General features: G+C 71.8%; 21 protein-coding genes and 1 pseudogene. 14 read left to right on the plus strand and 8 right to left on the minus strand.

Annotated elements, in window-relative coordinates; all coding sequences use genetic code 11:
- Positions 1–116: 116 nt before the first annotated feature.
- Complete coding sequence (locus tag ACZ4SW_RS28040; protein WP_468251158.1) at positions 117–2408, minus strand: alpha-L-fucosidase; 2292 nt, start codon at positions 2406–2408, stop codon at positions 117–119.
- Positions 2409–2934: 526 nt separating this feature from the next.
- On the opposite strand from ACZ4SW_RS28040, the gene lanKC reads away from it, so the two are divergent.
- The 4 genes from lanKC to ACZ4SW_RS28060 all read left to right on the plus strand — a co-directional run bounded on the left by lanKC (position 2935) and on the right by ACZ4SW_RS28060 (position 9498).
- Positions 2935–5508, plus strand: coding sequence for a class III lanthionine synthetase LanKC (gene lanKC, locus ACZ4SW_RS28045; RefSeq protein WP_468251160.1), 2574 nt, complete (start codon positions 2935–2937; stop codon positions 5506–5508).
- Between the two features lie 47 nt (positions 5509–5555).
- Entirely contained in the window at positions 5556–5681 is a 126-nt protein-coding gene (locus ACZ4SW_RS28050) for a SapB/AmfS family lanthipeptide (protein ID WP_468251162.1), read from the plus strand.
- A gap of 161 nt (positions 5682–5842) precedes the next feature.
- The gene (locus ACZ4SW_RS28055) at positions 5843–7531 is read left to right on the plus strand and encodes an ABC transporter transmembrane domain-containing protein (RefSeq protein ID WP_468251164.1); all 1689 of its coding nucleotides are present in this window, start codon (positions 5843–5845) and stop codon (positions 7529–7531) included.
- Complete coding sequence (locus tag ACZ4SW_RS28060; RefSeq protein WP_468251166.1) at positions 7528–9498, plus strand: ABC transporter ATP-binding protein; 1971 nt, start codon at positions 7528–7530, stop codon at positions 9496–9498. The genes ACZ4SW_RS28055 and ACZ4SW_RS28060 overlap by 4 nt, the downstream gene beginning before the upstream one ends.
- Here the strand turns inward: ACZ4SW_RS28060 and ACZ4SW_RS28065 are convergent.
- The 5 genes and pseudogenes from ACZ4SW_RS28065 to ACZ4SW_RS28085 form a co-directional block, all read right to left on the minus strand.
- A pseudogene (locus ACZ4SW_RS28065) lies at positions 9424–9669 on the minus strand (response regulator transcription factor); the annotation flags it as partial. The gene ACZ4SW_RS28060 and the pseudogene ACZ4SW_RS28065 overlap by 75 nt on opposite strands.
- 485 nt (positions 9670–10154) lie before the next feature.
- Positions 10155–10592: a hypothetical protein gene (locus ACZ4SW_RS28070; protein ID WP_468251168.1), complete on the minus strand. Its 438-nt coding sequence runs from the start codon at positions 10590–10592 to the stop codon at positions 10155–10157.
- A gap of 49 nt (positions 10593–10641) precedes the next feature.
- Positions 10642–11502 (minus strand): heavy metal-binding domain-containing protein, encoded by an 861-nt coding sequence (locus ACZ4SW_RS28075; protein ID WP_468251170.1) that lies wholly within the window; start codon positions 11500–11502, stop codon positions 10642–10644.
- A gap of 13 nt (positions 11503–11515) precedes the next feature.
- Positions 11516–12457, minus strand: a complete 942-nt coding sequence (locus ACZ4SW_RS28080) for a heavy metal-binding domain-containing protein (RefSeq protein WP_468251172.1) — start codon at positions 12455–12457, stop codon at positions 11516–11518.
- 176 nt (positions 12458–12633) lie between these two features.
- Positions 12634–13452 carry an SAM-dependent methyltransferase gene (locus ACZ4SW_RS28085; protein WP_468251174.1) on the minus strand — a complete coding sequence of 273 codons (819 nt, stop codon included), beginning with the start codon at positions 13450–13452 and terminating at the stop codon, positions 12634–12636.
- 224 nt (positions 13453–13676) lie between these two features.
- Between ACZ4SW_RS28085 and ACZ4SW_RS28090 the strand changes: the two genes are divergently transcribed.
- The 5 genes from ACZ4SW_RS28090 (at position 13677) to ACZ4SW_RS28110 (ending at position 17488) form a co-directional block, all read left to right on the plus strand.
- Positions 13677–14249 carry a hypothetical protein gene (locus ACZ4SW_RS28090; protein WP_468251176.1) on the plus strand — a complete coding sequence of 191 codons (573 nt, stop codon included), beginning with the start codon at positions 13677–13679 and terminating at the stop codon, positions 14247–14249.
- 203 nt (positions 14250–14452) lie between these two features.
- Positions 14453–15088 (plus strand): nucleotide-binding protein, encoded by a 636-nt coding sequence (locus ACZ4SW_RS28095; RefSeq protein WP_468251178.1) that lies wholly within the window; start codon positions 14453–14455, stop codon positions 15086–15088.
- The gene (locus tag ACZ4SW_RS28100) at positions 15085–15309 is read left to right on the plus strand and encodes a hypothetical protein (RefSeq protein WP_468251180.1); all 225 of its coding nucleotides are present in this window, start codon (positions 15085–15087) and stop codon (positions 15307–15309) included. Before ACZ4SW_RS28095 ends, ACZ4SW_RS28100 begins: the two co-directional genes overlap by 4 nt.
- 72 nt (positions 15310–15381) lie before the next feature.
- Positions 15382–15639, plus strand: coding sequence for an RICIN domain-containing protein (locus ACZ4SW_RS28105; protein ID WP_468251253.1), 258 nt, complete (start codon positions 15382–15384; stop codon positions 15637–15639).
- Between the two features lie 262 nt (positions 15640–15901).
- Positions 15902–17488, plus strand: coding sequence for a Na+/H+ antiporter (locus ACZ4SW_RS28110; protein WP_468251182.1), 1587 nt, complete (start codon positions 15902–15904; stop codon positions 17486–17488).
- Between the two features lie 143 nt (positions 17489–17631).
- Here the strand turns inward: ACZ4SW_RS28110 and ACZ4SW_RS28115 are convergent, their stop codons facing one another.
- The gene (locus ACZ4SW_RS28115) at positions 17632–17802 is read right to left on the minus strand and encodes a hypothetical protein (protein ID WP_468251184.1); all 171 of its coding nucleotides are present in this window, start codon (positions 17800–17802) and stop codon (positions 17632–17634) included.
- Positions 17803–18034: 232 nt separating this feature from the next.
- Between ACZ4SW_RS28115 and ACZ4SW_RS28120 the strand changes: the two genes are divergently transcribed.
- The 5 genes from ACZ4SW_RS28120 (at position 18035) to ACZ4SW_RS28140 (ending at position 23345) form a co-directional block, all read left to right on the plus strand.
- Positions 18035–18274, plus strand: a complete 240-nt coding sequence (locus ACZ4SW_RS28120; RefSeq protein ID WP_468251186.1) for a hypothetical protein — start codon at positions 18035–18037, stop codon at positions 18272–18274.
- 128 nt (positions 18275–18402) lie between these two features.
- Complete coding sequence (locus tag ACZ4SW_RS28125; protein ID WP_468251188.1) at positions 18403–19494, plus strand: sugar ABC transporter substrate-binding protein; 1092 nt, start codon at positions 18403–18405, stop codon at positions 19492–19494.
- A 32-nt stretch (positions 19495–19526) separates the two neighbouring features.
- Positions 19527–20309, plus strand: a complete 783-nt coding sequence (locus ACZ4SW_RS28130; RefSeq protein WP_468251190.1) for an ATP-binding cassette domain-containing protein — start codon at positions 19527–19529, stop codon at positions 20307–20309.
- The gene (locus ACZ4SW_RS28135) at positions 20303–21574 is read left to right on the plus strand and encodes a sugar ABC transporter permease (RefSeq protein ID WP_468251192.1); all 1272 of its coding nucleotides are present in this window, start codon (positions 20303–20305) and stop codon (positions 21572–21574) included. Before ACZ4SW_RS28130 ends, ACZ4SW_RS28135 begins: the two co-directional genes overlap by 7 nt.
- Before the next feature lie 112 nt (positions 21575–21686).
- Entirely contained in the window at positions 21687–23345 is a 1659-nt protein-coding gene (locus ACZ4SW_RS28140) for an N-6 DNA methylase (RefSeq protein ID WP_468251194.1), read from the plus strand.
- Between the two features lie 37 nt (positions 23346–23382).
- Here the strand turns inward: ACZ4SW_RS28140 and ACZ4SW_RS28145 are convergent, their stop codons facing one another.
- Positions 23383–25518 (minus strand): UvrD-helicase domain-containing protein, encoded by a 2136-nt coding sequence (locus tag ACZ4SW_RS28145; protein WP_468251196.1) that lies wholly within the window; start codon positions 25516–25518, stop codon positions 23383–23385.

Below are 25518 nucleotides of genomic sequence, written 5' to 3' on the forward strand. Positions count from 1 at the left end.
AATGGGGCGGTGTTGGTTTGGGTGCGTTTGGGGTGGGGGGCGCAGAAAACAAGGGCCCGGGGGAAGGTACGGGGGGGGGCTGGACCGCGTTGGGTTCCGCCCCCTCGGTGGTCCGTTCAGAGGGCGACGAGCTGCCAGTCCTGGTTGGCGCCGCCTGTCGTGGGCCACTGGATGACCTTGGCCCCGTCGGCGGTCGAGGCGTTCGCCACGTCGGCGCACCATCCGGTACGGACGTTGACGAGCCGGTGGTAGCCGCCGGTGGGGGAGGGGACCAGCTTCCACCACTGGTTGTCGCCGCCGTTGTCGGTCCACTGGTCCAGGCTCGCGCCCTGGGCGGATGCCCCGGGGCTCTCCAGGACCTTGCCGCTGCGGCCGTTGACCAGCCGGTAGGAGCCGTCGGCGTTCGGCACGAGGTTCCACTGCTGGTTGGCCCCGCCGTTCCAGGGCCACTGGATGAGCGAGGCGCCGTCGGCCGTCGAGGAGTCGCTGACGTCCATCACCTTGCCGCTGGCTCGGTTGACCAGTTTGTAGACGCCCAGGTCAGCGGAGAAGGGCCGGTCGTAGACCTCCAGGGTGCGGATGGACGCCCACGCACCGGAAGGCAGTCCGGTGACGGTGACACGGACGTACCGGGCCTGGGCCCGGAACACGGCCACCTGGACCTGGCTGGTGCTGGTGGTGGCGGTGTTGTCGGCGAGAGTGGTCCACGTGCTGTTGTCCGTGGAACCCTCGATCCTGTACCGGTAGTTGGTCTTGTCCAGCTCCCAGGCGATACGGGTGCCCGTCAGCGAGCGGGTCGCGCCGAGGTCGACCTTGAGCCAGTGCCCGGTGCCGCCGTCATTCGCGCACCAGCGCGTGGAGGTGGACCCGTCGACCGCCTTCGCCGCGGTGTTGCCCTTGGACGACTCCTCGCTGTCGGCCGTCACCGTCCTGCCGGCGGCGATGTCGGCAGGCTGTACGGACCGGTCCAGCGTGACGCCGACGACGCTGTCCTGGGGGTGGGTGGTGCGGTCGATGCCGGTGATGGTGACCCGGCCGTCGCTGCCGGCCGAGTACGCGAGGTCGGCCCCGGAGCGCACCTCGAAGACCCGCGTGACCTGGGCGTCCCCGACCGGCGGGGTGGTGAACGAGGTGCCGCTGTAGCCGGGCAGCAGGTGCACGTAGAAGGTGTCGTCCTTGTAGGTGTAGCCGTACTGGCCGTCCACGGGGTTCCACGGGCCGCCGCGGGTCGCGTAGATCGCCCGGCCATAGGTGGTCATGAAGGAGCCGATCTGGCGCAGCAGGCTCGCCTGGCCCGCGGGCACCGTGCCGTGCCGGTCCGGGCCGACGTTGACCATCACCGTCATGTTCCGGATCCAGGAGTTGACCAGAAGGTTCATGGCGGTGCTGTAACTCATGACCTTGCCGTCGGAGTTGTAGCCCCAGGTGGTGCCGAGGCTGAAGACCTTCTCGGTGACCTTGCCGGTGCGGATGGCTCCGCTCGGGACCGAGGACCCCTCCTCGCTGGCGTAGTCGCCCATCCAGCCGGAACGCGAGGTGGCCACGATGTCGGGCTGGTGGGCGCGCACCATGCCCATCAGGCCCAGCGGCTTGCCACTGCTGTCGGTCTCGCCGTAGGCGGAGTCCACCGGCCACTGGTTGGCGGTGTCCCGGTACCGGCCGGGCTCCCAGAAGAACGCCGCGTCGGCGTCGCCGCCCTGCTCCGCCAGCCAGCCTCCGTCCCACCACAGGTCGTCGATGACGCCGTACTGGGTGACGAGTTCCTTGACGGACTCGTACACCTCGGTCTTCATGATCCGCGCGTTCTCCTTGTGCGCGGGGTCGGTGGTGTAGTTCCAGGGGTTGGGCGCGCAGTCGGTGCCGTACACGTCGTAGTAGCCGGGGTAGCGCCAGTTGATCGGCGAGTAGTACAGGCCCACCTTCAGCCCCGCCGCCCGCACCGCAGCGACGTAGTCCTTGACGAAGTCCCGGCTCAGGGGTGCCTGGCCGGAGTTCCAGCCATTGGGGTGCTTCAGCGGCCACAGGGCGAAACCGTCGTGGTGACGCGTGGTCAGCGTCACGTACCTCGCTCCGAAGTCCTTCGCCAACTGCGCCCAGGCCGCCGGGTCGTAGGCGTCCGCGGTGAACTGCTCACTCGTGGCGTCGGTGACGTATTTCTGGTAGTCGGAGGGCGTGACGGGCGCGTTGTGCATCCACCACTCGCCCTTGGCGGGGCCCGAGTAGACACCCCAGTGGATGAACATGCCCAGCTTGGCGTCCTGCAGCCACTGGACCTTGGAGTCCGGCTGCTGCTCGACGCCCATGTCGGTCTTCGGGATCCGCAAGGGGGCAAGCGGCAGCGGGGTGGTGGTCGCCGCGTACGCGGGTGCCGCCACCGCGAAGGAGCCGACCGCGGCGGCCACCGTCATGGCCGCCGTACCAACGAGAACCGATCTGCGCGAGAGGGATTCGGGCAACGTGGTTTCTCCTGTTCGATCGTCGGAAGTCCGCCCGGAGTCGGCGACCTCGAGCAGAGCGGCGGCGCGGCTCGGCCGGTGGGTCCGGGGCTCCTCGGGAGCCTTGCTCCCCTTTACGCTCCACCCCCAGACGTGGGATGAATTAACCAATATCCGCGATGTCCGTGTCCATAGTTGCGACGCAAATTCTCGTAATGCAACGCAAGTTGTCGTAACCCGCTGCCCGGATGCTCGGCGAAGCGCTTCGGTGATCGCACTTTACATGGGATGTATCTGAGGGGCGGGCCGTGCGGGCGGAGGAGCGCTGGGGGGCGGCGGGGTCATCGCCCGGCGGTCGACCGTTGCGAGCGCGGCCAAAGCCTCCGCGGTGACGCCAACCATGCATTTCTCACTGCCGGTTCATGACAAAGGTGACTGTCGGGCTCCTGCCGCGCGTGACAATCTCGCTCCCGTCGGACACGCCGGACGAAGGGGTGGCATGGACAAGCGGTACGAGGTGTTCTGTCTCGCCGACCGGCACTTCTACGAGACCCCCGAGCGGACGGCGGCCGTCCGCGAGCACGCCGGCCCGCAGGAGTTCGAACCGGCCCTGCGCCCGGCCCCCGAGGGCTGGCGGCGCAGCCGCAAGGGGGACTGGCTGCACCTGAGGCCGTCCGGTGTCCCCGGGCCCGCCCAGGGATGGAAGATCCACGTCTCGGCGTGCCTCGACAACGCCGAGAAGACCGCCGCCAAGCTGTGGGACTACTGCGTGCCGCGCGGCATCCCGTTCAAGTTCGTGCCCAGTGCCCGCGAACTGTTCCTGCGCAACTCCAAGTACGCCGACCGCGGCGGCAGCGGCAAGTTCGCCACCGTCTACCCGGACGACGAGGAACAGCTGCACACCGTGCTGCGCGAACTGGACGAGATGCTGGCCGGCGAGCCGGGTCCGTACATCCTCACCGACCTGCGCTGGAACGACGGCCCACTGTACGTGCGCTACGGCGCCTTCGCGCCGCGCTACTGCGCCGACGCCACCGGTGCGCTGGTGCCGGCCGTCGAGGACGACCGAGGCCGGCTGATACCGGATCGCCGCGACCCGGTGTTCCACGTGCCGTCCTGGGTGCGGCTGCCGGCCTTCCTCGAACCCCAGCTCGCCGCGCGCGCCGCCACGACCGTCACCGACCTGCCCTACCGCATCGAGCGGGCGCTGCACTTCTCCAACGGCGGCGGGGTCTACGCCGGCACCGACACCCGCACCGGCGACCAGGTGGTCCTCAAGGAGGCCCGCCCGTACGCCGGGCTCGCGGCGGACGGCGCCGACGCGGTCACCCGTCTCGAACGGGAGAAGGCCGCCCTGGAACGGCTGGCCGGCCTGGACGTCGTGCCCGCGGTGCGGGACTGGCTCGACATCGGCGGGCACCGGTTCCTGGTCATGGACTTCCTGCCCGGCCGCACCCTCAACGCGTTCTTCGCCGAACGGCACCCGCTGATCGCCTCGCATCCCGACCCGGAGGCCGTGGCCGGCTACACCCGATGGGCGCTGCGGCTGCACCGGGCGGTCGAGGAGGCCGTCGCCGCCGTACACGGGCGCGGCGTGGTCATCGGCGATCTGCACATGTTCAACATCATGGTCGCGCCCGACGAGAAGTCGGTGGCGCTGCTGGACTTCGAGGCCGCGGCCCCGGCCGAGGACGGCGCCCGCCAGACCGTCGCGCATCCCGGTTTCGTGGCACCGCCCGACCGCACCGGCTTCGCCATCGACCGGTACGCCCTGGCATGCCTGCGGCTCGCGCTGTTCCTTCCGCTGACGACGCTGCTGGCGATCGACCGCGGCAAGGCGGCCCACCTCGCCGCGCTGGTTCAGGACCACTTCCCGGACGTGCCCCGCCAGTGGCTGGCCGAGGCCGTCGCGGAGATCGAGGGGCGGCCATCCGTCGCGGCACCGCCCGCGGACCCGCCTCAGGCGGCGGACTGGCCGCGCAGCCGGGACGCGATGGCCGCCGCCATCCTCGCCGCCGCCACCCCGGAACGCGACGACCGGCTCTTCCCGGGCGACATCGCACAGTTCGGTGACGGCGGCGGCCTCGGCATCGCGCACGGCGCGGCCGGGGTGCTGTACGCCCTTGCCGTCACCGGCGCCGGCCGGTACGAGGAAGGCGAGCAGTGGCTGCTGCGGCATGCCGCCGACCCGCCGCGCGGCACCCCGCCCGGTCTGTACGACGGGCTGCTCGGTGCGGCGTACGTGCTGGACGTCCTGGGCCGCACCGAGGCCGCGCTGGAGATCACCGCACGGGTGCTGCGCGAGAAGTGGGACCGGCTCGGCACCGGTCTGCACGGCGGGCTGGCCGGCGTCGGCCTCGTCCTGGGCCATCTCGCGCGGCACGACGCGACGCTCCGGGAACGAGCGGAGGAGGTGGTGCGGCTGACCGTCCGCCGGCTGGCCGCCGCACCGCCGGACCGCACCGGACTGCTGCACGGCGCCACCGGGGCGGCCCTGCTGTTCATCCGGCACCACGAACGCACCGGTGACCCGGCGCTGCTGGACGCCGCCGCCACCGCGCTCCGCACCGACCTGGCTCGCTGTGTGCACCGTCCGGACGGCACCCTCGTCGTCGACGACCGCACCCGCACCCTGCCGTACACCGGTGCGGGCAGCGTCGGCATCGCCATGGTGCTCGACGACTACCTCGCACACCGCGACGACCCGGAGTTCGAAACCGCCCGGGCCGCCATCCTGCCGGCCGCCTGTTCCCGCTTCTACGCGCAGCCGGGCCTGTTCCGCGGCCGGGCCGGCATGGTGCTGCACCTGGCCCGCACCACCACGCCCGGCGACGGCCCGGCCGCGGAACTGCCGGTCCAGCTCGCCGCCCTCGACTGGTACGCCATGCGCCACGGCGGCGGACTGGCGTTCCCCGGCGACCAGATGATGCGGCTGTCCCACGACCTGGCCACCGGCACGGCGGGCTGTCTGCTCGCCGCCGGCGCGGCCCTCCACCCGGAGCCCGTCGGGCTCCCCTTCCTCCCGCCGCCACGGCCGCGGGACCACGAGCCGGCTCCGCACCCGGAGTCGTGACCAACCATCCCCGTCCCCACGAGGACCCGGAAGGAAAGGAAACGATCATGTCCCTTCTCGACCTGCAGATCATGGAGACCCCGGAGCCGCAGGAGGACGAACTGCACGGCGGCGGCAGCGAGATCAGCCTGACGCTGTGCAACAGCGTCGCCAGCGTCACGCTCTGTCTCTGACGCTCCGTGCGGCCCTGACGGGCCGGCGCTGAAACGTCCCGGGCGGCCGTGAGCCGCCCGGGACACACCTCTTCGACCCCACGACTCCAGCGGGCTCCGGCAGGCTTCGGAAGCTTCAGCAGGCTTCGGGAGCTTCAGCAGGCTTCGGCAGGAAGGTGTGCATGACGAAGACCAGCGGGCCGTCCGCGATGCGGCACAGCGCCTTGCCGGCCGCCGCGCTGTGCGCCGTCACCGTCTGCGGCTCGGCCGCCGCGCTGATCCTGCCCGCCGCGCTCGGCCGCACCCTCGACCTGCTGCTCGCCCACCAGGACCGTTCGACCACCGCGCGCTGGACGCTGCTCTGCGGCTGCCTGCTGGCCGCCGTCGCCCTCTGCGACGCGCTCCAGACCTGGCTGACCGGCACCACCGACGCCCGCACCACGGCCTGGCTGCGCCGCCGGCTGATCCACCGTGTCCTCGCCGCCGGCCCCGCCACCGCCGAACGGTTCACCGTCGGCGACGTGGTGGCCCGCTGCACCGGCAACGCGGCAGCCGCCGGCACCGCGCCCACCTCGGCCGCCGGTCTGCTCGCCGCGCTCGCCACTCCGGTCGGCGCCGTCGTCGCCCTGGGCCTGACCGACCCGTGGCTGATGGGTGTCTTCCTGCTCGGCGCTCCGCTGCTCGTCGCGCTGCTGCGCGCCTTCACCCGGGCCGGCACCGACTGTGCCGCCCGCTACCAACAGGCCCAGGCGGCCATCGCGGGACCACTCGCGGAAGCCGTCGGCGGCGCCCGCACCATTGCCGCTGCCGGAACACAGGCCCGCGAGAGCGCCCGCATCCTGCGCGCCCTGCCGGAACTGAGCCGCCAGGGCCACCGCATGTGGCGCATCCAGGGCCGGGCCACCGCGCAGGCGTCCGCGCTCGTCCCGCTGCTGCAGGCCACGGTGGTCGCAGTGGGCGGGCTACGGCTGGCCGCGGGCCGCCTCAGCGTCGGCGACCTGCTCGCCGCCTCCCGCTACGCCGTGCTCGCCGCCGGCATCGGTGTGATCGTCAGCCGGCTGGACGCCCTGGTCCGGGCCCGGACCGCGGCCGCCCGCACCGGCGCCCTGCTCGATCTGCCCCCCGTCGCGTATGGCAGCCGGCGGCTGCCCGCGGGCCCGGGCCGACTGGAGCTGCGCGGTGTGACCGTGGCGCGCGGCGGTGAAACCGTGCTGCACGAACTGGACTTGGTGGTGCCCGGCGGCACGTCGCTCGCCGTGGTCGGGCGCTCGGGATCCGGCAAATCCCTGCTCGCCGCGGTGGCCGGCCGGCTGGCCGATCCGGACCGCGGCGTGGTCACCCTCGACGGCGTGCCGCTGGACGAACTCGACCGGGCCGCGCTGCGCGCCGGGATCGGCTACGCCTTCGAACGGCCCGCGCTCTTCGGTGAGACGATCGCCGACGCCATCGGCTACGCCACCCCCGGAGCCGACCCGGACCGCGTCACCGCCGCGGCCCGGGCGGCCCGCGCGGACGGCTTCGTCAACCTCCTGCCCGACGGTTACCGCACGCCCCTGACCGGCGCCCCGCTGTCCGGCGGCGAGGCCCAACGCCTCGGCCTGGCACGCGCCTTCGCCCACGGCGGCAGGCTGCTCATCCTGGACGACGCCACCTCCAGCCTCGACACCGTCACCGAACGGCACGTCACCGGCATCCTGATGCACCACACCGACGGCCGCACCCGCCTGGTCGTCGCACACCGTGCGGCCACCGCCGCCCGCGCCGACACCGTGGCCTGGCTCGACCGCGGGCGCGTCAGGGCACTCGCGCCGCACCGGGAGCTGTGGCGGCTGCCGGAGTACCGGGCGGCCTTCGCCGAGGAGGACGGATGAGGCCGCGTGCCCGCGTGCGGACGGCTCTCGCAGTGCGTCCCGACGCCGTTCGGGCCGCCCGCACGGTGCCCCCCGCGGCCGGGCGGCGCCTCACCGGACCGGACAGCCCCCGCCACCGCCTGGTGCGGCACGGGCTGCGGTTCCTGCGGCGGCGGACCTCGGTGCTGGTGGCGCTCGCCTTGTGGTCGCTTCTGGAGACAGGGCAGACCTTCCTCGGCGGCTATGCGCTGGCCCGCGCCGTGGACGCGGGTTTCCTCGCCGGGCGGCCGGGCGTCGGTCTGGGCTGGCTGGGCGTGGGCGCGGCCGGCATCCTGCTCGGCGCCTTCGGCACCGGGCGCTCCTACGCGGGCGTCGCCGCGCTCGCCGAGCCGTTGCGGGACGCCCTGGTACGACGGGTGGTGCACGGTGCCCTCGGCACGGCGGCCTCCGGCGCCGTCGCACGGCTCACCCAACAGGTCGAGATCGCCCGGGAGAGCTTCGCCGGACTGGTGATGGTGGCCCGGTCGTTCGTGTTCACCGCCGCTGGGGCGCTGGCGGGTCTCGTGTCCCTGTCGCCCGCCCTGCTGCCCGTGGTGGGGGTGCCGCTGGTGGCGGGGCTCGCGGTGTTCGCGGTGTCGCTGCGTCCCATGGCGACCCGGCAGCGCGCGTTCCTCGCCGCGGGCGAGGAGCTGGCCGACGAGCTGCACGCCACCGCCACCGGGCTGCGCGACGTGGTGGCCTGCGGGGCGGAGGACCGGGCCGGGCGGCGGGCCGAGGAGCGGATCGCCGCCGAATACCGGGCCGCCCGAGCGCTCGCGCGGTGGGGCACGTTGCGGATCGTCGCCCTGGCGGTCGGCAGCCGGCTGCCCGTGGTGCTCCTGCTGGTCGCCGCGCCCTGGCTGTCGGCCCGCGGCGTGACCGCCGGTGACCTGCTGGGCGCGCTGACCTACCTGACGCAGTCGCTCTCCCCGGCGTTGCAGGCGCTGGTGCACGGCTTCGCCGGGGCGGGCACCCGGCTCACCGTCGTCGTCGACCGCCTGACCGCGGCCTCCGGCCCCGCACCGCCGCCGTCCCCGGGACGGCCGGCGGCGCCGGTGCCCCGGCGGGCACCGGCCGTGGAACTGCGGGGGGTGACGTTCGCCCACGGCGCGGGTGCCCGGCCCGTGGTGGACGGCCTCGACCTGACCGTGGCGTCCGGCGAGTGGCTGGCCGTGGTGGGGCCCAGCGGAGTCGGCAAGTCCACGCTCGCCGGGCTGGTGGCCGGGACGCTGGCGCCGCAGGCCGGGCAGGTGCGGGTGCACGGCGTGGCGGTGGCCGGAAGCGAACCGGCCCGGCAGGCCGCACTGCGGGTACTCATCCCCCAGGAGGCCTATGTCTTCACCGGGACGCTGCGCGCCAACCTCGGCTATCTGCGCCCGTCCGCCGCGCCCGCCACCGACACCGAACTGCGGGCGGCGACCGAGGCCCTGGGCATCGCCGAGCTGGCGGCCCGGCTGGGCGGCTGGGACGCCGAGCTGGATCCGGCAGGGCTGTCCGCCGGGGAGCGGCAGCTCATCGCCCTGGCCCGCGCCTGGCTCAGCCCCGCGCCGGTCGCCCTGCTGGACGAGGCCACCTGCCACCTGGACCCGGCGGCCGAGGCGCGCGTCGAGCGGGCCTTCGCCGCCAGGCCAGGGGGCACCCTGGTGGTGGTCGCACACCGCATCAGCTCCGCGCGCCGGGCGGACCGGGTGCTCCTGCTGGACGGCGTGCGGGCGGTCGATGGCACCCACGAGGAACTGCTGCGCCGGTCAGCGCTCTACCGCGACCTGGTCGGTGCGTGGGACGACGGTTCACAGCCACCCGGCGCCGTGGGAGATGCGGATGGCGTCGACCCGGTTGCGGCCCCCGGTCTTGCGGGTGATGGCGGCCATGTAATTGCGCACCGTGCCGTTGCACAGGTGCAGACTGCGCGCGATCTCCGGGATGGACGCGCCCTCGGCGGCCAGTGACAGCACGCTGAGCTCCCGCGGGGTGAGCGGTATCTCGGCGGCCCGCAGGAAGTCGTGGCCGAGCGAGCTGTCGACGAAACGTTCCCCCTTGGCGACCCGCCGGATGGCCCCGAGCAGCGCGTCCGGCGCCGCGTCCTTGTTGACGAAGCCCAGCGGGCGCGCCCGCCACATCCGGCGCAGCAGGCCCGGTCTGCCGGGGCCGGCCAGCACCAGCAGGCCGGGACCGCGCGAGCCGTCGGACAGCGCGGCCAGGCCGGCCAGCTCGGCCGACTCCGGCCCGTGCGCGGCGCCCGGGGCGGCGGGCGTGTCCACGTCCAGCACACACACCTGGGGCCTCAGCGAGCGGGCCTCCGAGACCGCATCCCCCCAACCGGATGTGGCGACTTCCAACCCGCTGTCCTGCCCTAACAGCGCCGCCAGCGCCGACCGCAGCAGACGGTTTTCATGGACCAGAAGCACTCTGATCACGATCCCTCCCCAAGTCGCCCCGTCTCACGGGTGCCGTCACGGACCACGATCACCCGTACCCGGTGGGTAACGGCGCATGGGGGTGGAAACCAGTCAAGCGACGGTCATCGAGCGGGTGTGCGGATCGGCCGTGCTCGGAGTAAGCGCACTCGTTCCCGGTGACGGAACCGCCCGGCGAGGCGGCGCCGTTACTCGCCGAGCAGCAGCCGCTCCAGCGCCGCCCGTGCCCGTGCGTCGGACCGTGCACGGGCCGCGATCGCACCCGCGAGCTCCCGCACCCACTCGTCGAGCGGCACCGGGCGCCGCGAGAGCACCACGCCGCGGACCTCCTTGCACACCTCCCCCCTCGGTTGCCCGCCCGCCAGGTCGAGCACCAGACGCTGCTCGCCGAGGAAGACCTCGACCCGCTCGACGCGGCCGTCGCGCCCCGCGAGCCGGTCGGCCATGCCCCGCTTGCGCCGCACGGCGACGGAATCCGGCGGCAGCGCCTGTGAGAGTGTCCCGGTGAGCACCTGGGCGTAGACGTCCAGGTCGGCGGCGTCCCTGCGCAGCGCGGCCGCCAGCAGTTCGACGGAGTCCGTCTCCCCGCCGGGCTCGAACGGGGCGGGGTCGTGTGGCGAGGTCATCGCGGGCCTCTCGTGATGTGTGGTTGCACCGGGTCTGCTGGAGCGGTGCTCAGCCGTCCAGGCTGAGCACTATCGTCGGGCGCTCGATGACGTGGTCCTCGCGCAGCGGCCGCACGGCCGTGCCGATCGCGAAGAACTCGGTGGTGTGACCGCCCCAGCGATGGTTGTGCGAGTTGAGCTGCACGCCGACGATGCCCTCCGCCTGCAGCTCCTCGGCTTCGCGCTGCATCCGCTCCATCGCCAGCTCCCGCGCGTCGTACAGCGCCTGCGTGAACTGCTCGATCTCCACGTTCCTGCCGAGGTTGGAGAACATCTGGCCCACCCGCTGGTGCGCGATGTGGTACACGCAGGTGCCCATCACCATGCCCAGCGGCGCGTATCCGGCGCGGATGAGGGTCCAGAAGTCCTGGCCGTTGAGGTCGGAGGTGAACGGCTGGCCCTTGAGGTTGCGCCAGCTACCGCCGTTGCCGCCCGGCGCCGGGTGCTCGGCCTTGACGGCGGTGCCGACCGCGATGAACTCCGCGATGTCGCTGCCGAATTCACGCGCCTCGACGCTGAGCCGCACGCCGACGATGCCGTCCGCGCCGAGCTGGGCCGCCTCCGCTTCCATGCGGGTCATCGCCAGCTCCCGCGCGTGGTACATCGCCTGGCTGAGCGTGGTCAGCTCCTGGTTCCTGCCCCAGCGGCCGAGCTGGATGCCCACGTGGTAGATGGAGCTGCCCAGTACCAGCCCGATGGGCCGGAATCCCGCCTCGCGTACCAGCAGGAACTCGTTGACCGACAGGTCACTGGTGAAGATCGAACCCGGCTTGCCCGGCTGCAGTTCGGCCAGCCGCCGCATCGCGTCGGCCGGCACGCCCTGTGCGGATGCGCCGTCGGCAGTGCCCTCGGCGGGATCGAAGACGGTCATGAACGGGTTCCCCTCATCGCAGGTCGGTGGTGGTGCGGCGCATGGTCCGCCGACGTCGTCCCGGGTCGAGCGGCATCACGGTGAGCGTCCGGGGCCGCACCTCGCGCGCCGTGAAGCGGGCGACGGTGGTGCCCACCAGCGTCGCCTCGGCCACATGGTCCTTCTGGTCGTTGTTACTGCTGCGCCAGCAGGGCTCACCCCAGATGCGCAGGCCGCCCGCGGAGAGGATCACGCCGTCTCCGCCCCGCCGCCCGCTCTGCGCCCGCAGGTGCGCGCGTGCGTCGGCGCGCACCGCCTGCACGAGCTCGCTCCAGCCGCCGACCTCCGTGTTGCTCCACGAGCGCGCCTGCCTGCGGGTGCGGTAGTCGTCGTGGCGTACGCCGATGGACATCCCGTACAGCAGCTCCACCGGCACCCATCCCGCGGTCACCAGCTTCGCGAACCCCTGGCCGTCCAGGTGACAGGTGAACGGCTGCGGCGCCCGTACCGTTCCGGCCGCGCGCACGGCGGTCCCGATCACCTTGAACTCCAGGCAGTTGGGCTGCGCCACGAAGGGCGCCACCGTCAACTCTGCCGCGACGACGCCGTCGCCGCCGAGGGCCGAGCACTCCGCGGTCATCCGCTCGAGGGCCGAGCGACGCGCCTGGTCGAGCACCTTCACGAGCCCGGCGGACGGGGCGCCGCGTCCGGAAACGGCGACGGGCGCGGGGGCGCCGCTGAAGGCGTACTGTATGCCCCCGTAAAGGCAGTCGTGGTAGCCCCAGTACCGGCCGTTGCGGCCCACGTGGTAGACGGCCGAGCCCATGACCTGGCCCACCGGCTCGAACCCCACGGCGCGCAGTGCGGCGAACTCACCGGTGGACAGCGCCGAGGACCACGTACCGCTGCTCCGCACCTCCGCGATGCGTGCGGCTGCCACCGGAGGCAGCCCGGCCCCCGTCCATTCCCCGCTCATGGACACCAACCTCCCGCCGCGCGCCCTGACCGAGGGCACGGCTGTTCGAGTCTATGCCCGGCCGCTCGGGCACACGCGGCAGGTGGGGGCGACCCACGCGCCGGTATTTCGCGGCTTGCGCCGGAACAGGGCGTGAGGACGGCGCGGAGGGGACCCAGGCGGTGCGTCGCCGAACCCTAAGCTTTCCGGGCCAGCCCGGCGGCGATGAGACGCTCCCAGACGGTGAGTTCCCGTTCACCGCTGCCGTTCCACGGACTGTCGACCACGTCAGGACGCCACAGGGACGCGGGGACGATCCCGGGATCCAGGAGCTCCAGGCCGTCCAGCAGGGATTCGATCTCCTCGTCGGTGCGCCACCGGCCGCGGCCGAACGTCTGCTGGAGGACTCTTTCGGCCTCCGCCGTCTCCGGATTGTTGCCGGACCGGAAGTGGCTGACGAAGAAGTAGCTCCCCGAGGGCACGTGGTCGCGCCAGTAACGGACGATGCCGGCCGGGTCCTCCTCGTCGTTGACGTGGTGGAGGATCGCGCTGAACATGACGGCGACGGGACGATCGAAGTCGATCAGTTCCAGGGTGTCCGGATGGTTGCGGACGTCCTCGGGGTTGCGCACATCGGCCGCGACGACCCGGGTCCGGTCGTTCTCCTCGAGCAGCGCACGCCCGTGGACCAGCACTTGGGGGTCGATGTCGACGTACACGACCCGGGACTCCGGGGCGTGCCGCTGCGCGACCTGGTGGACGTTGTCGGCGGTCGGCAGCCCGCTGCCCAGGTCGATGAACTGCCGTACGCCGGTGGTCGTCGCGATCTCCCCGACCGCCCGGATCAGTGCTGCGCGGTTGGCGAAGGCGATCGCCACCGAACCAGGAAGGTCACGTTTGAACACGTCACCGATCTCCCGGTCCACGGCGTAGTTGTCCTTGCCGCCGAGCAGGTAGTCGTAGACGCGGGCGATGCTGGGCCTGGTCGGGTCGATGGAGGAGCCTTCATCCGTCATGGCGACCATCCTCCCCGGCAACACCGCCTGCCGACCATCACTTTGCCATCCTTGAACGGGCCTTTCCCGCGCAGGTGGACCGGCGTTCGCGTGGCGCGCGGCCGGCGTGGGCCCCCTTCCGCCGGGCGAGCACGGCGTTGGTCAAGACTGCGTCATGTGACCTCGGCGGCTGAGAGGCCCGGAGTCACCCGACGTATTGAGGGGGCAAGCAGACGCGACTCTCGATGAAGGGCAACTCCGTGATCCCGCAACGCATCGTCCTCGCCTCGGCCGTAGGGCTCGCCTCCGCGCTCCTGCTGGGGGCGTGCGGCTCCTCGAACGACAACGCGTCCGGCACGAGCCCTGGCAGCGCCGCCCCGGTCGTCCCGGCGGTGTCGGGTCCCGCGACCTCCGCACCGGCCGCCGGGGGCGACGCCGCGAGCGGACACCCGGCCACGACCACCGGGGTGATCGCCCGGGCGATGAAGGGAACGGGCAGCGTGGTCACCGACGACAAGGGGATGACGCTCTACCGCTACGACAAGGACCAGGCGTCCCCCTCCAAGTGGACGTGCGCCGGTGCGTGCACCAAGACGTGGGTGCCCGTCATCGTGCAGGACTCCGTCCAGGCCACGGGGATCGAGAAGAGCCTCCTCGGCACGGTCCACCGCAAGGGCATGAAGCAGCTCACCCTGGCCGGCTGGCCGCTGTACCGGTACATCGGCGACACCAGGGCCGGGCAGATGAACGGTCAGGGGAAGGACAAGGAGTGGTACGCCGTCACCCCGTCCGGCCGGAAGTCCGCCGTGACGGGCTGACATCCGTCGTCGGGCCGCTGCGCGAGTCGGCACCACATCGCGCTGGTCACGCGGGGTGAAGCCGGCTCGGACGGCCACACCGGACCGTGCGGGCCGGCCCGGCTGGCCCATACGAATGATTCACCGGCGCCCCGGGGTGAATGACGGCACCGTGCGCCCCGAGCCGGCGGCCGCCGGCCGTGCGCGACCGTACGTTGACTCCTGTGTCGCTGAGCTACGCCTTTGTGAACCTGAAGCCCGGAGTGGGAAAGACGACGAGCGCGGTCTGGTTGGCCCACGCACTTCACGAGTCGGGCGTCCCGCCGCTGCTGGTCGACAGTGACGCCGCCTCCTCCGCGCTGCGCTGGAGCGAACTGGCGGGCGGCTTCCCGTTTCCCGTGGTCGCGCTTCCGGTGGGCGACGTGCACCGGCGCGTGAACGACTTCCTCGGCGACCGGCGGGCCGTCGTGTTCGACGCCCCGCAGCTGGAGGACCACGCGCACATCACCCGGAGCATCATGAGGTACGCGAGCGAGTGGATCCTGCCGGTGACTCCGGCTCCCATCGAGCTCGACCGCATGGCGCCCATCGGCCGCGAGATGAACGACGTGCAGTCCCTGCGTGTCGAGCCGGCCCGCGCCGCCGTTCTGCTGAACCGGACGAATCGCGCCGACGCCACGCGGACCGGCCCCGACGCCGACGCCCGCGAAGCTCTCACCGAACGCGGATTCGACGTGTTGTCCACCCACATCCCGCGACTCGACCTGTATGCCCAGTCGTTCGGCAGTCCGGTGAAGGCCAAAGGCTCGGCGTACATGGACCTCGCAGAGGAACTCATCAAGCGACAGGACACGGCATGAACCAGCGCAAGGACACCTATCGAGCCGCACTGCAGCGCGAACCGGACGCCGCCGCACCGCGCCCCGTCAAGGTCACCCGGCTGCAGACCCGATACGTCCGGGTGACCATCGAACTCGACGCCGGCTTGCCGCGCGACCTCGTGCGGTGGGCAGGGTCACCGGTGTCCGCGGTGATGCGGGCCGGTGCCGCTGCCCTGCGCCCCCTGAGATTCGGCGACTGACCCGCCCTCCGACGCCCGACGTCTGGCCTGGTTCCGGGTCGGTGCTCATGAGGACGCGGAGATCGTCTTCTTCTGGCGCTCGATGGACGACAGGATGCCGTCTCCTCCACCTCCGCCGGCGCAGCCGTCGTCCAGAACACCTCCCCCGGCGGCAACTCCCAGACGTGGACCCTGACCGGCGCAGGCGGCGGCTACTACACGCTCGTCAACGCGGGCAGCGGCCTGGTGGCCGGGGTGGCACAGTCCTCCACGGCCAACGGTGCATCCGTCATCCAGTGGAACGACGTGAGCGTCGACGACCGGCTCTGGAAGATCGTCCGCGTCAACTGAAGGGTCCGGCGCCCGGGCCGGAACCATCGGGAATCCCGCGCCGGTCGGTATGACGGCGTCGCAGACGGCGTCGGAGGTATGACGGCGTCGGAGCGCACCCGGCGCAGGACCGCCGGCCCAGCGGTCCTGCGCCGGTCGCAGCCGCCGTCCGGGTCGACCGGCGGTCGCGGCCCCGTCGGCTGCGTCACCGCCATAGGTCGGTTACGTTGGTAAAGCCTCTGGTCAGAGGGGGTAACAAGCCGTAACCCACCGGGGACGCTCCATGACCGGCCTGACCGTCGTCCTGCTGCTCGTGGTCCTGGCCACAGCCGTGGCGACCGGTGCCCGGCGCTGGAGCCTGCCCGCCCCCTCCCTCCTCGTGGTCGCCGGTCTGGTCGTCGGACTGATGCCCTGGGTTCCCGAGGTCCGCCCGGCGCCCCACGTGATCAACGTGCTGGTGCTGCCGCCGCTGCTGTTCGCCTCGGCCGGGGAGATCTCCCTGCGCGACCTGCGCACCGTATGGCGGCCCGTGACCGGCCTGGTCTTCGGTCTGGTCCTCGCCTCGGCCGTCGCCGTCGGGTACGTCGCCCGGGCGATCACTCCGCTGACCGCCGCCACGGCGTTCATCCTCGGCTCCGTCCTGGCCAGCACCGACCCCGTCGCCGTGACCGCGCTGGGCCGGCGCCTGTCCCTCCCCCCGCGGGTGCAGGCCATGGTGCAGGCGGAAAGCCTGTTCAACGACGCGACGTCCCTGGTCCTGTACAAGGTCGCCGTGGCCACCGCGGTGTCCGGCAGCGCCGTCAGCGTGCCCGGCACGGTCGAGCAGTTCCTGATCCTCGCGGGCGGAGGGGCCCTCATCGGCGCGGCGGTCGCCGCGGTGGTCACCCTCATCCGCCGACGGACCGAGGACCCCATGCTGGACACCGTCATCGCACTGGTCACCCCGTACGCCTCGTACGTCATCGCGGAGCAGTCGCACACCTCCGGCGTGACCGCCGTCATCGTGTCCGGGGTCGTCCTCGGCAGCACCGGGCACAAGCTCAGCAACGCCCCCATCCGCCTCCAGGTCCACGCGGTCTACGACACCGTGGCCTTCCTGCTGGAGAGCGTCGTCTTCGCCCTGATCGGGCTGCAGCTCCCCTTCGCCGTCCGTCACCTCGCGCACGACGAGCACGGCTGGCCGTTGTGGGTGCCCGTGATCGCCTTCACCGTGCTGGCGATCCGCCTGCTGTGGGCCTTCCCGCTGTCCGCCTTCATGCAGCGCCGGCGCGCCGGGAGCGACCGTCGTCTGTCCTGGCGCGTTCCCGCCGTCCTGTCCTGGGCGGGCACCCGAGGCGTCATGCCGCTGGCCGCCGCGCTCTCCATCCCGCTGGTCACCGACACGGGTGCGCCGCTGCCGCACCGGTCGCTCATCCTCACGCTCACCACCGGGACCGTCGCGCTCACTCTCGTCGTCCAGGGCTTCACCCTCGCCCCGGTCGTCCGCCGCTCCGGCATCGCTCTGGAACCGGAACACACGGCCCGCGAGGAGGCCCGGACCCGCCGGCGCATCGCCCACGCCGCTCTCGAAGAGCTCAGACAACTCGGCGACCTGGACCAGCTCGCCGAACTGGGTGCGGCCGCCGAGGCCGCCGTGAAACAGGCCCGCCGCCATCTGGAAGCGCGCATCCACCAGGCCGAGGACGCCGACTTCGGCGACCCGGACGCCCGTCCTGCCGACGCCTACCGGGAGATACGCCGGACCCTCATCACCATCGAAGCGGCCGAGCTCCAGCGCCTCTACGAAGCCAACAAGATCAGCAACGCCACCCGGCGCCGGATCCAGCGCGAACTCGACCTCGAGGAGGCCAGCCTCCGCGGCCGCGACTGACTCCAGGGTCCCGGTGACCGGCAACGGCGACGGACACCTGCGCCCCGGCAGCCGCCCGGTATGGAACCCGGTCCACGGCCGAACACCGGCGCCTTGGGACGGCGGAGCGGCGGGGAATTCGCGGAAGGGGAAAGGACCATGGATCACTCACGAGTTCGCTCCAGCTCGCCGGTCAGCAGGGCCGCCGCGTGGTGTTCGGCGAAGGCGTACTCGGGGTCGGCGTGCAACGCCAGGGCGACGTCCCACAGGACGTCGGCCCGGTCGGCCACCTCGCGGCGGATGCGGGAGTACACGGCTTCGGGTGTGCGGGACACGCGGCCTCCAGACGGCGTACGGGATGGCTCAGCGGGCCGGGTTCCACAGAGGGGGTGCGCGACACCGCCGCACGGCGCCGTTCTCGCAGCCGGTGCCGACGCCGATGGCCACCGCAGGGGATGCCGTCGGCGGCGGGCCGTTCGGTGACGGCGGGGAGCCCCGGCCGGGCCGGGGCACTCCCACGGACCCGTTGCGCTCGCAGGTCGCCCTGGCCGATGCCACACTGACGACGTGGCCGTGTTGTCACTCCTGGGCGGCACGTTGCGGACGTACGGCGCCCGGCTGACGCATCGCGGACGTATGGCGCACGGCGCCCGCAGCGCCGCCGTCTCCGCCTTCCGGCAGGCCCCCGCCCGCCGGTACGCGTGGCACGGTGAGGAGGCCGGGTGGTCGCCACGCGCAGCGCGGGAGGTGCCGGTGCCCGCCGGCCACGGCGCCGAGGGCACGGGCCGCCGAACGGCACGGCCGTGACCACGCGTGCCCCCGCCGGGCCGACGACCCCGGACCCGGGGCGCGCGGCACCCGCCGGGCCGTGGCCGCCCTGATCCGAGGACCTGGTCGGGCCGCGCCCCGGTGGAGGGCCCAGGGAGGTCTCTCGCATGAAGACCTGCATACGGAACGCCGTCATCGCTGTGGCCGCAGTGTCGGTGGCCGTTGCCCTCACGGCCTGTGGACAGAGCGCCGGGAACGAGCTCGGCGGCGGCAGCGGCCCGAGCATCGGCCTGCTCATGCCCGATGCCATCACGACCCGCTGGGAGACGGACGACAGGCCACTGCTGGAGAAGAAGATCAAGGAACTGTGCCACGAGTGCACGGTCCAGAGCGCCAATGCCAGGGGCGATGTGGCCACCCAGCAGCAGCAGGTGGACTCGATGATCACCAGACAGGTCGATGCGGTGGTCCTCGTGGCGGTCGACGCCAGGGCGCTCAGCGCCGCGGTCAGGAAGACCCGCGAGGCAGGTATCCCGGTCATCGCCTACGACCGCCTCTCCGAGGGCCCGATCTCGGGTTACGTCTCCTTCGACGGTCAGGAGGTCGGCAGGCTCCAGGGCACCGCGCTGCTGAAGGCCATGGCCCAGAGAGCGCGCGGCGACCGGATCGTCATGATCAACGGTGACCCCACCGACCCCAACGCGGTCGCGTTCAAGGAGGGAGCCCTCTCCGTACTCAGGGGCAAGGTCGAGATCGACAAGATGTACGACACGCCCATGTGGCGGTCCGACCTCGCCAACGCGAACATGTCGGGAGCCATCGCCGACCTCGGCGCCGGCGCCATCGACGGCGTCTACTCCGCGAACGACGCCCTCGCCGCCGGCATCATCGCCTCCCTCCGAGCCAACAAGATCAGCCCGCTGCCCCCTGTCACCGGCCAGGACGCCGACCTCGGAGCCGTCCGGCGCATCGTCAGCGGCGAGCAGTACATGACGGTCTGGAAGCCCTTCCAGCCCGAGGCCGCCGCCGGTGCCGCCATGGCCGTTGCCGCCGCCCGCGGCGAGAACCTCGCCCGCATCGCCACCGGCAAGGTGAGCCCCCGCGGCGGGAAGGAGGTCCCGGCCATCCTGCTCACCCCGGTGTCGGTGACCGCCGACACCATCAAGGACACCCTCGTGAAAGGCGGCGTGTACACGGTTCAGCAGATCTGCACACTCCGACTCAAGGCGGCCTGCGAGAAGGACGGACTCACCGGATAGGCCGGTCCACCACGGCCGGGCCCGGGAAGGAGATGGTTTCCGTGCCGGCTCCACCCCTGCTGGCACTGCACGGCGTCTGCAAGCGCTTCGGTGTCGTTCAGGTCCTCACCGACATCGAGCTGGAGGTACGGGCCGGCGAGGTCGTGGCGCTGCTGGGCGACAACGGGGCCGGCAAGTCCACCCTGGTCAAGGTGATCTCGGGTGTCGCGCCCGCGGACGCGGGCCTCATCGAGTGGGAGGGCCGGGCGGTGCAGATCAGGCGTCCCCACGACGCCCGTGAACTCGGCATCGCCACCGTCTACCAGGACCTCGCCCTGTGCGGGAACCTCGACGTCGTCGGCAACCTGTTCCTCGGCCGTGAGATCCGCAGGTTCGGGTTCCTCGACGAGGTGGAGATGGAACGCCGCACCCGGGACCTGCTCAAGCGCCTGGCGACGGGCCTGGCCGATCTGCGCTCCCCGGTGGTCTCCCTCTCGAGCGGCCAGCGGCAGATGGTCGCCGTCGCCCGCTCGCTCCTCGGCGACCCGCGGCTCCTCCTCCTGGACGAGCCCACCGCATCCCTGGGCTTCCAGCAGACCGCCGAGGTACTGGAACTCGTCGACCAACTGCGTGACCGCGGCATGGGGGTCCTGCTCATCAGCCACAACATGGCCGACGTCAAAGCCCTCGCGGACCGGGCGGCGGTACTGCGACTGGGCCACAACAACGGCTTCTTCAACGTGAACACCGCGTCGCAGGAAGAGATCATCTCCTCCATCACCGGAGCCACGGAGAACATTCCCCCTCGGATGGCCCATCGGGAGGTGGAGTGGTGAAAGAGAGCCGCAAGAGGGAAGACGACACGCGGACCGCCCCCGCCGCCCCCCGCCGGCCGCAGCCCGGGCGGAGGACCGTCCGTGTCGTGGAGGGCTGGGCCGCCGCGTCCCGGCGCCGGTTCATCGCCGGCGAACTGGGCTCGCTCCCGGTCATCATGGTCCTGGCCGCGGTATGGATCATCTTCCAGTCCCTCAACCAGAACTTCCTCTCGCCACGCAACCTGTCCAATCTCAGCGTGGACATCGTGGGCACGGGACTGATCGCCGTCGGCATCGTCTTCGTGCTGCTGATCGGCGAGCTCGACCTGTCCGTCGGCTCGATCAGCGGACTGGCGGCGGCGGTCTTCGCCGTGCTCAACGTGAACAACGGCATGCCGGAATGGCTCGCCGTCATCATCGCCGTACTCGCGGGCACCGCCGCGGGCACCATCCAGGGCTTCTCCGTCGCGAGGACGCGCGTGCCCGCGTTCGTCGTCACCCTGGCGGGGCTGCTGACCTGGAACGGCCTCATGCTCTACATCCTCGGCAGCACCGGCACCATCGACCTCGACGAGAACGGCCTCGTCGCCACGCTGACCAGCTACTACTTCCACCACAACGGAGTCGCCTACGGTCTGGCGGCGCTCGGTGCCGGCCTGCTCTTCCTCATCTCCTACCACGACAGGCGCCGCCGCCGGGCCCTGGACCTGCCGCACCGCTCACTCGGGGAGATCGGGGTGCGGACGGGCGTGCTCGCGGTGGTCGCGTTCGCCGCCGCCTACGTACTCAACCGGTTCCAGGGCCTGCCGCTGGCCCTCCTGATCTTCCTCGTCGTGGTGGCCGGCCTCGACATCCTCCTGCGCGGCACGCCCTACGGACGACAGGTCTACGCCCTCGGCGGCGGCATCGAGGCGGCCCGCCGTGCCAGTCTCAGCGTGGTGCGGGTGCAGACGGCGGTGCTCGCCGTCTCGGGCACGATGGCCGCGATCGGCGGCCTGTTCCTCGCCTCACGGATCACCTCGGTGAGCCAGTCCTCCGGCTCGGGCGTCCTGCTCCTGAACGCCATCGCGGCCGCGGTCATCGGCGGCACCAGCCTGTTCGGCGGACGCGGTACGACCTGGTCCGCGGTGCTCGGCGCCCTGATCATCCAGTCGATCTCCTCCGGCATGGCGATCACGGGCATCCCGGTCGCCGTCCAGTTCGTGGTCACCGGCGGGGTCCTGTTCGCGGCGGCGGTCATCGACGCGCTGTCACGGCGGTCGCAGGAGACGCATGGGCGGGCATAAGTGCGGGACAAGCGCGCTGGACACGTAAACGGATAAGAATCACACTATTCGTTTACGCCGTCAACGAATCTTTCATTGAAGGGCTGGCGCTGGCCTGTGTACGGTGTCTCGCATGGCAGACACACCCGCCGCCTCGGGCAGCCCCTTGGTCACCGGCTCCGAGATCGCGCGGCTCGCGGGCGTCACGCGGGCCGCGGTCTCGAACTGGAGGCGGCGGTACGACGACTTCCCGGCGCCGGCCGGTGGCGGCGCGAACAGCCCGCTCTTCGACCTGTCCGAGGTACAGGCGTGGCTGGACAAGCAGCGCAAGGGGCGGGCCCTCTCGGAGGAGGTTCAACTGTGGCAGGCCCTGCGCAGTGCATACGGCGATGAGATGATCGCCGGCGTCGCTGATGTGGCGCAGCTCGTCGCCGCCCCGGAGAGGGCAGCCCCGGACGCGCTGCCCGAGGATGCCGTTCGAGTGGTGCGCGGCCTGGTCGAGAGCAGTTCGGCGGGGGAGGTGGTGAACGCCCTGGCCGAGCGCTTCACCGAGTCCGTGCGCAGGGCGGGATCGGACCAGGTCACCTCAGCGCGGATCGTCCGCGCCGTGCGGCACTTCGCCGGTGAGGTGGAGGTGGATGCGACGCTCTTCGACCCGGCGTGCGGTATAGGCACCCTACTGCTCGCGGTGGGCCCCCAGCGGGGGCCGAGGCGGTGCGGGCAGGAGTCCGACGTCCGTAGCGCCAGGTTCGCGCAGCTGCGAGCCGATCTCACCGGACGTACTCGCGTCGACATCGTCACCGGTGACTCCCTGCGCGACGACCAATGGACGGACCTCAAGGCGGATTTGGTGGTGTGCGATCCGCCCGTCGGTGACACCGACTGGGGGCGTGAGGAACTGCTCCTCGACTCCCGCTGGGAGCTCGGCACGCCCTCGCGCGCCGAGGGAGAGCTGGCCTGGTTGCAGCACGCCTACGCACACACCGCACCCGGTGGCCGCGTCCTCATGGTCATGCCCGCCTCGGTCGCCTACCGCAAGGCGGGCCGCCGCATCCGCGGGGAACTCGTGCGCCGCGGGATCCTCACCCAGGTCACCGCGTTGCCGCCGGGCTCGGCGGTGTCGCACTCACTGCCTGTGCATCTCTGGCACCTGCGCCGCCCGCAGTCACCCCGTGACGCCGCCACCAGTGTGCGCATGGTCGATCTGACCGCGAACGATCCGGACGGCTCGCTGGACCCACGGCCCGATCAAGCGGCTGACGTCTCTCTGATCGAGCTTCTCGACGACATGGTGGACCTGACTCCGGGCCGCCACGTGGAGGGATCCCATCGCGACTACGCGGCCGAATACCAGGCCCTTCAGAGGGAGTTGGCCGAACACGTGCGGCTCCTGACCGGACCCCTTCCGACACTGAGGGCGGGCAGCGGACCAAGCACCCTGGATGGTTCCTCCGTCAGTGTCGCAGACCTCGCGCGGGCCGGGCTCGTCGAGTACGGCGATCCGGAGCCGGTATCGGCCAGCGACCAGCTCGACACCGACTTCCTCCAGGGTTTCCTGCGTAGCGCGGCCAATACTCGCCGCTCCACGAGCGCCAGCGGTACCTTCCGGCTCGACGGCAAGGGGGCCCGTGTCCCGCAGATGGACATCGCCGAGCAGCGGCGGTACGGGGCTGCATTCCGCGCCCTTCAGGAGTTCGAGGAGCGGGCGAGGAGATTGGCGGAGCTGAGCCGGGAGGCCGCAGCGCTGGCGCGGGACGGCCTCTGTAACGGCGCTCTGGTACCGGATGACTGACGAATCGTCACTTCTGAGGCGTGCCAGGGCCGCTACGTCACTTCACCGGTGGTACGAACGAGCTGGCCGTCCCGCTCCACGACACCGCGAGCGCTTCCCGGGCTCGCGTGCAGGCGACGAACAGCAGGCACCGCTCGCGCAGCAGGTCGGACTCGTGCTGGAGTGCGTCCACCGAAGCCGACGTCACCTCGCGCGCGAACGGCACCGCGCTTGCCGTCACTCCCAGCACGGCGACGCAGCGGAACTCAAGCCCCTTCATCGCATGCATGGTGGCCAGACGCACCCCGTCGACGTCCGGCCCGGGATTGTCCCGGACCCGGACCACCGGCACCCTGGCGGCGGTCAACTTGTCGTAGACCTTGTCGAGCAACACGTTGAAGCGGGCGCACACACCGATCTCGGACGGACGGATGCCCTGCGCGATCCACCCCTCCACGCGCTCGACGAGGGCAGCCACCTCTGCCTGCTCCGAGCCGTACCCGTCCACCTGCGGTCTGCGGCCGTGCAGCAGCGAGCGGTAGCCGGCCAGCGTGTCACTGCCCTCACCGCCCAGGTCGTCGACCGACACGGGGCTGAGTATCCCCGTCGACCACGCGAGGATCTCTTCGGTGCTGCGGTAATTGATGCGCAGGCGGTGGGTGCGCCCGGTGACCGAGATTCCCAGTGACCCGAGGGAGACCTTGGAGTCATAGATCCGCTGGTGCGGGTCGCCCGTGAGGAACAGGTCGTCGCTGCCGGGAGCCACCGCGCCGCGCAGGACGCGCCACTGGGCCGGGTGGAGATCCTGCGCCTCGTCGACCACCACGTGGTCGTGCGTCGGCGTCGAGGCGGCCAACAGCTCGGCGGCCCGTGAACACACCTTCAGATGCGTGGTGGCCTTCTGCTCGCGCAGCAACGACTCGAACAGCTCGACCGCGGGCCACAGTTGGTCCCGCTTGGCCGGCGACAGTGCGCTGCCCCGGCCGCGGCGGGTCGCCGCGCGGTACGCGTCCAGGCTGCGCAGGTCCTGGGCCAGGATCACGTGCCGGTACTCCTGCGCCAGGAACTGCTCGGTCCACGGCAGCCCGAGCTTCTTGACGACCCGCTGCCACAGCTGCCGTTCCTCCCGGTCGTTGATGGGGGAGGGGGCCTTGCCGTCGAGGCGGGTCACGATGCCGTGCGCGTAGGCGTTGACCGTCGTCACCTCGACGCGCGCGAGCAGCGACTCGTCCCCGTCGAGCAGGAGAGAGAGGTTCTCGCGCAGCGAGGCGGCCAGCGCGTTGGTGTAGGTGGTCAGCAGGACCCGGGCGTCGGGCGAGCGACTGAGCAGGTGCTTCACCCGGTGCAGCGCCGCGACCGTCTTGCCGGTTCCCGGACCACCCGTGACCTGGACCGGTCCGCCGTACGACACCCGGTAGGCGACCCGGCGCTGCGAGGGGTGCAGGAACACGCGCCAGGCCGCGAACGGCTTCTCCAGGATGTCGGCGAGCTCCTCGGGGCCGGTGACCAGCGTGATGCGGCTCGTGGTGTTGGCGATCGCCACGGCGAGGCTCTCGTCCGGATCGGGACCGGCATCGACGGGACGCCGCACGGCGACCACATCCCGGTAGACCTCCTCCGGGCTGAACCCTTCGGCGAGGTACTGCAACACCTCGAACTGGTCCTCCGGCAGCAGCGTCCCGAACGCCTCCAGCTGCGCCTTGTCCACGATGGTGCGGACGGCACGCAGCACCTGATCGTCGATGCCGAGTTCGCGCAGCACAGTGTCCGAGTAGGCGGCGAACAAAAGGGAGTCGGCGGCGGCCGCCGCCTTCTCCAGTTGGGGGGTCAGCTGCTCGATCGCCACCACGTTGCGCACCTCGAGCGCCCTGGTCGCGGAGTTCGTCGTGTACAGCCGCTTGGCCGCCCAGGTGTACGCGTCGTCGTGGGGAACGACGTTGACGAGCAGAAACACGTCACTGCCGTCGTCAGGGGCGAGGACGACCCCGCGCCAGAAGTCGTTGATGCGGATGGTCCGCATACGCGGATCCCGAGCGTTCTCGACCGACTCCAGGTGCAGCCCCTTGTCCGCCTGCAGTTCCGGAACGGTCAGCTGCTGGAACTTCTGCATCGCCTTGCGCACGCCGGCCCTTACGGGCCTCTCGAGGACGTCGTAGCTCTCCCAGAAGCTGTTGGCGAACGCGAGCTGCGGCAC

This window comes from Streptomyces sp. NPDC028331, assembly GCF_055565775.1.

Bases quoted from the DNA above. Each gene is read 5' to 3' on its own strand.
- ACZ4SW_RS28110 (WP_468251182.1), top strand. From the start codon at position 15,902: ATGACCGGCCTGACCGTCGTCCTGCTGCTCGTGGTCCTGGCCACAGCC.
- ACZ4SW_RS28040 (WP_468251158.1), bottom strand. From the start codon at position 2,408: ATGACGGTGGCCGCCGCGGTCGGCTCCTTCGCGGTGGCGGCACCCGCG.
- ACZ4SW_RS28050 (WP_468251162.1), top strand. From the start codon at position 5,556: ATGTCCCTTCTCGACCTGCAGATCATGGAGACCCCGGAGCCGCAGGAG.
- ACZ4SW_RS28080 (WP_468251172.1), bottom strand. From the start codon at position 12,457: ATGAGCGGGGAATGGACGGGGGCCGGGCTGCCTCCGGTGGCAGCCGCA.
- ACZ4SW_RS28055 (WP_468251164.1), top strand. From the start codon at position 5,843: ATGACGAAGACCAGCGGGCCGTCCGCGATGCGGCACAGCGCCTTGCCG.
- ACZ4SW_RS28070 (WP_468251168.1), bottom strand. From the start codon at position 10,592: ATGACCTCGCCACACGACCCCGCCCCGTTCGAGCCCGGCGGGGAGACG.
- ACZ4SW_RS28075 (WP_468251170.1), bottom strand. From the start codon at position 11,502: ATGACCGTCTTCGATCCCGCCGAGGGCACTGCCGACGGCGCATCCGCA.
- ACZ4SW_RS28085 (WP_468251174.1), bottom strand. From the start codon at position 13,452: ATGACGGATGAAGGCTCCTCCATCGACCCGACCAGGCCCAGCATCGCC.
- ACZ4SW_RS28100 (WP_468251180.1), top strand. From the start codon at position 15,085: ATGAACCAGCGCAAGGACACCTATCGAGCCGCACTGCAGCGCGAACCG.
- ACZ4SW_RS28140 (WP_468251194.1), top strand. From the start codon at position 21,687: ATGGCAGACACACCCGCCGCCTCGGGCAGCCCCTTGGTCACCGGCTCC.
- ACZ4SW_RS28130 (WP_468251190.1), top strand. From the start codon at position 19,527: ATGGTTTCCGTGCCGGCTCCACCCCTGCTGGCACTGCACGGCGTCTGC.
- lanKC (WP_468251160.1), top strand. From the start codon at position 2,935: ATGGACAAGCGGTACGAGGTGTTCTGTCTCGCCGACCGGCACTTCTAC.
- ACZ4SW_RS28090 (WP_468251176.1), top strand. From the start codon at position 13,677: ATGAAGGGCAACTCCGTGATCCCGCAACGCATCGTCCTCGCCTCGGCC.
- ACZ4SW_RS28060 (WP_468251166.1), top strand. From the start codon at position 7,528: ATGAGGCCGCGTGCCCGCGTGCGGACGGCTCTCGCAGTGCGTCCCGAC.
- ACZ4SW_RS28125 (WP_468251188.1), top strand. From the start codon at position 18,403: ATGAAGACCTGCATACGGAACGCCGTCATCGCTGTGGCCGCAGTGTCG.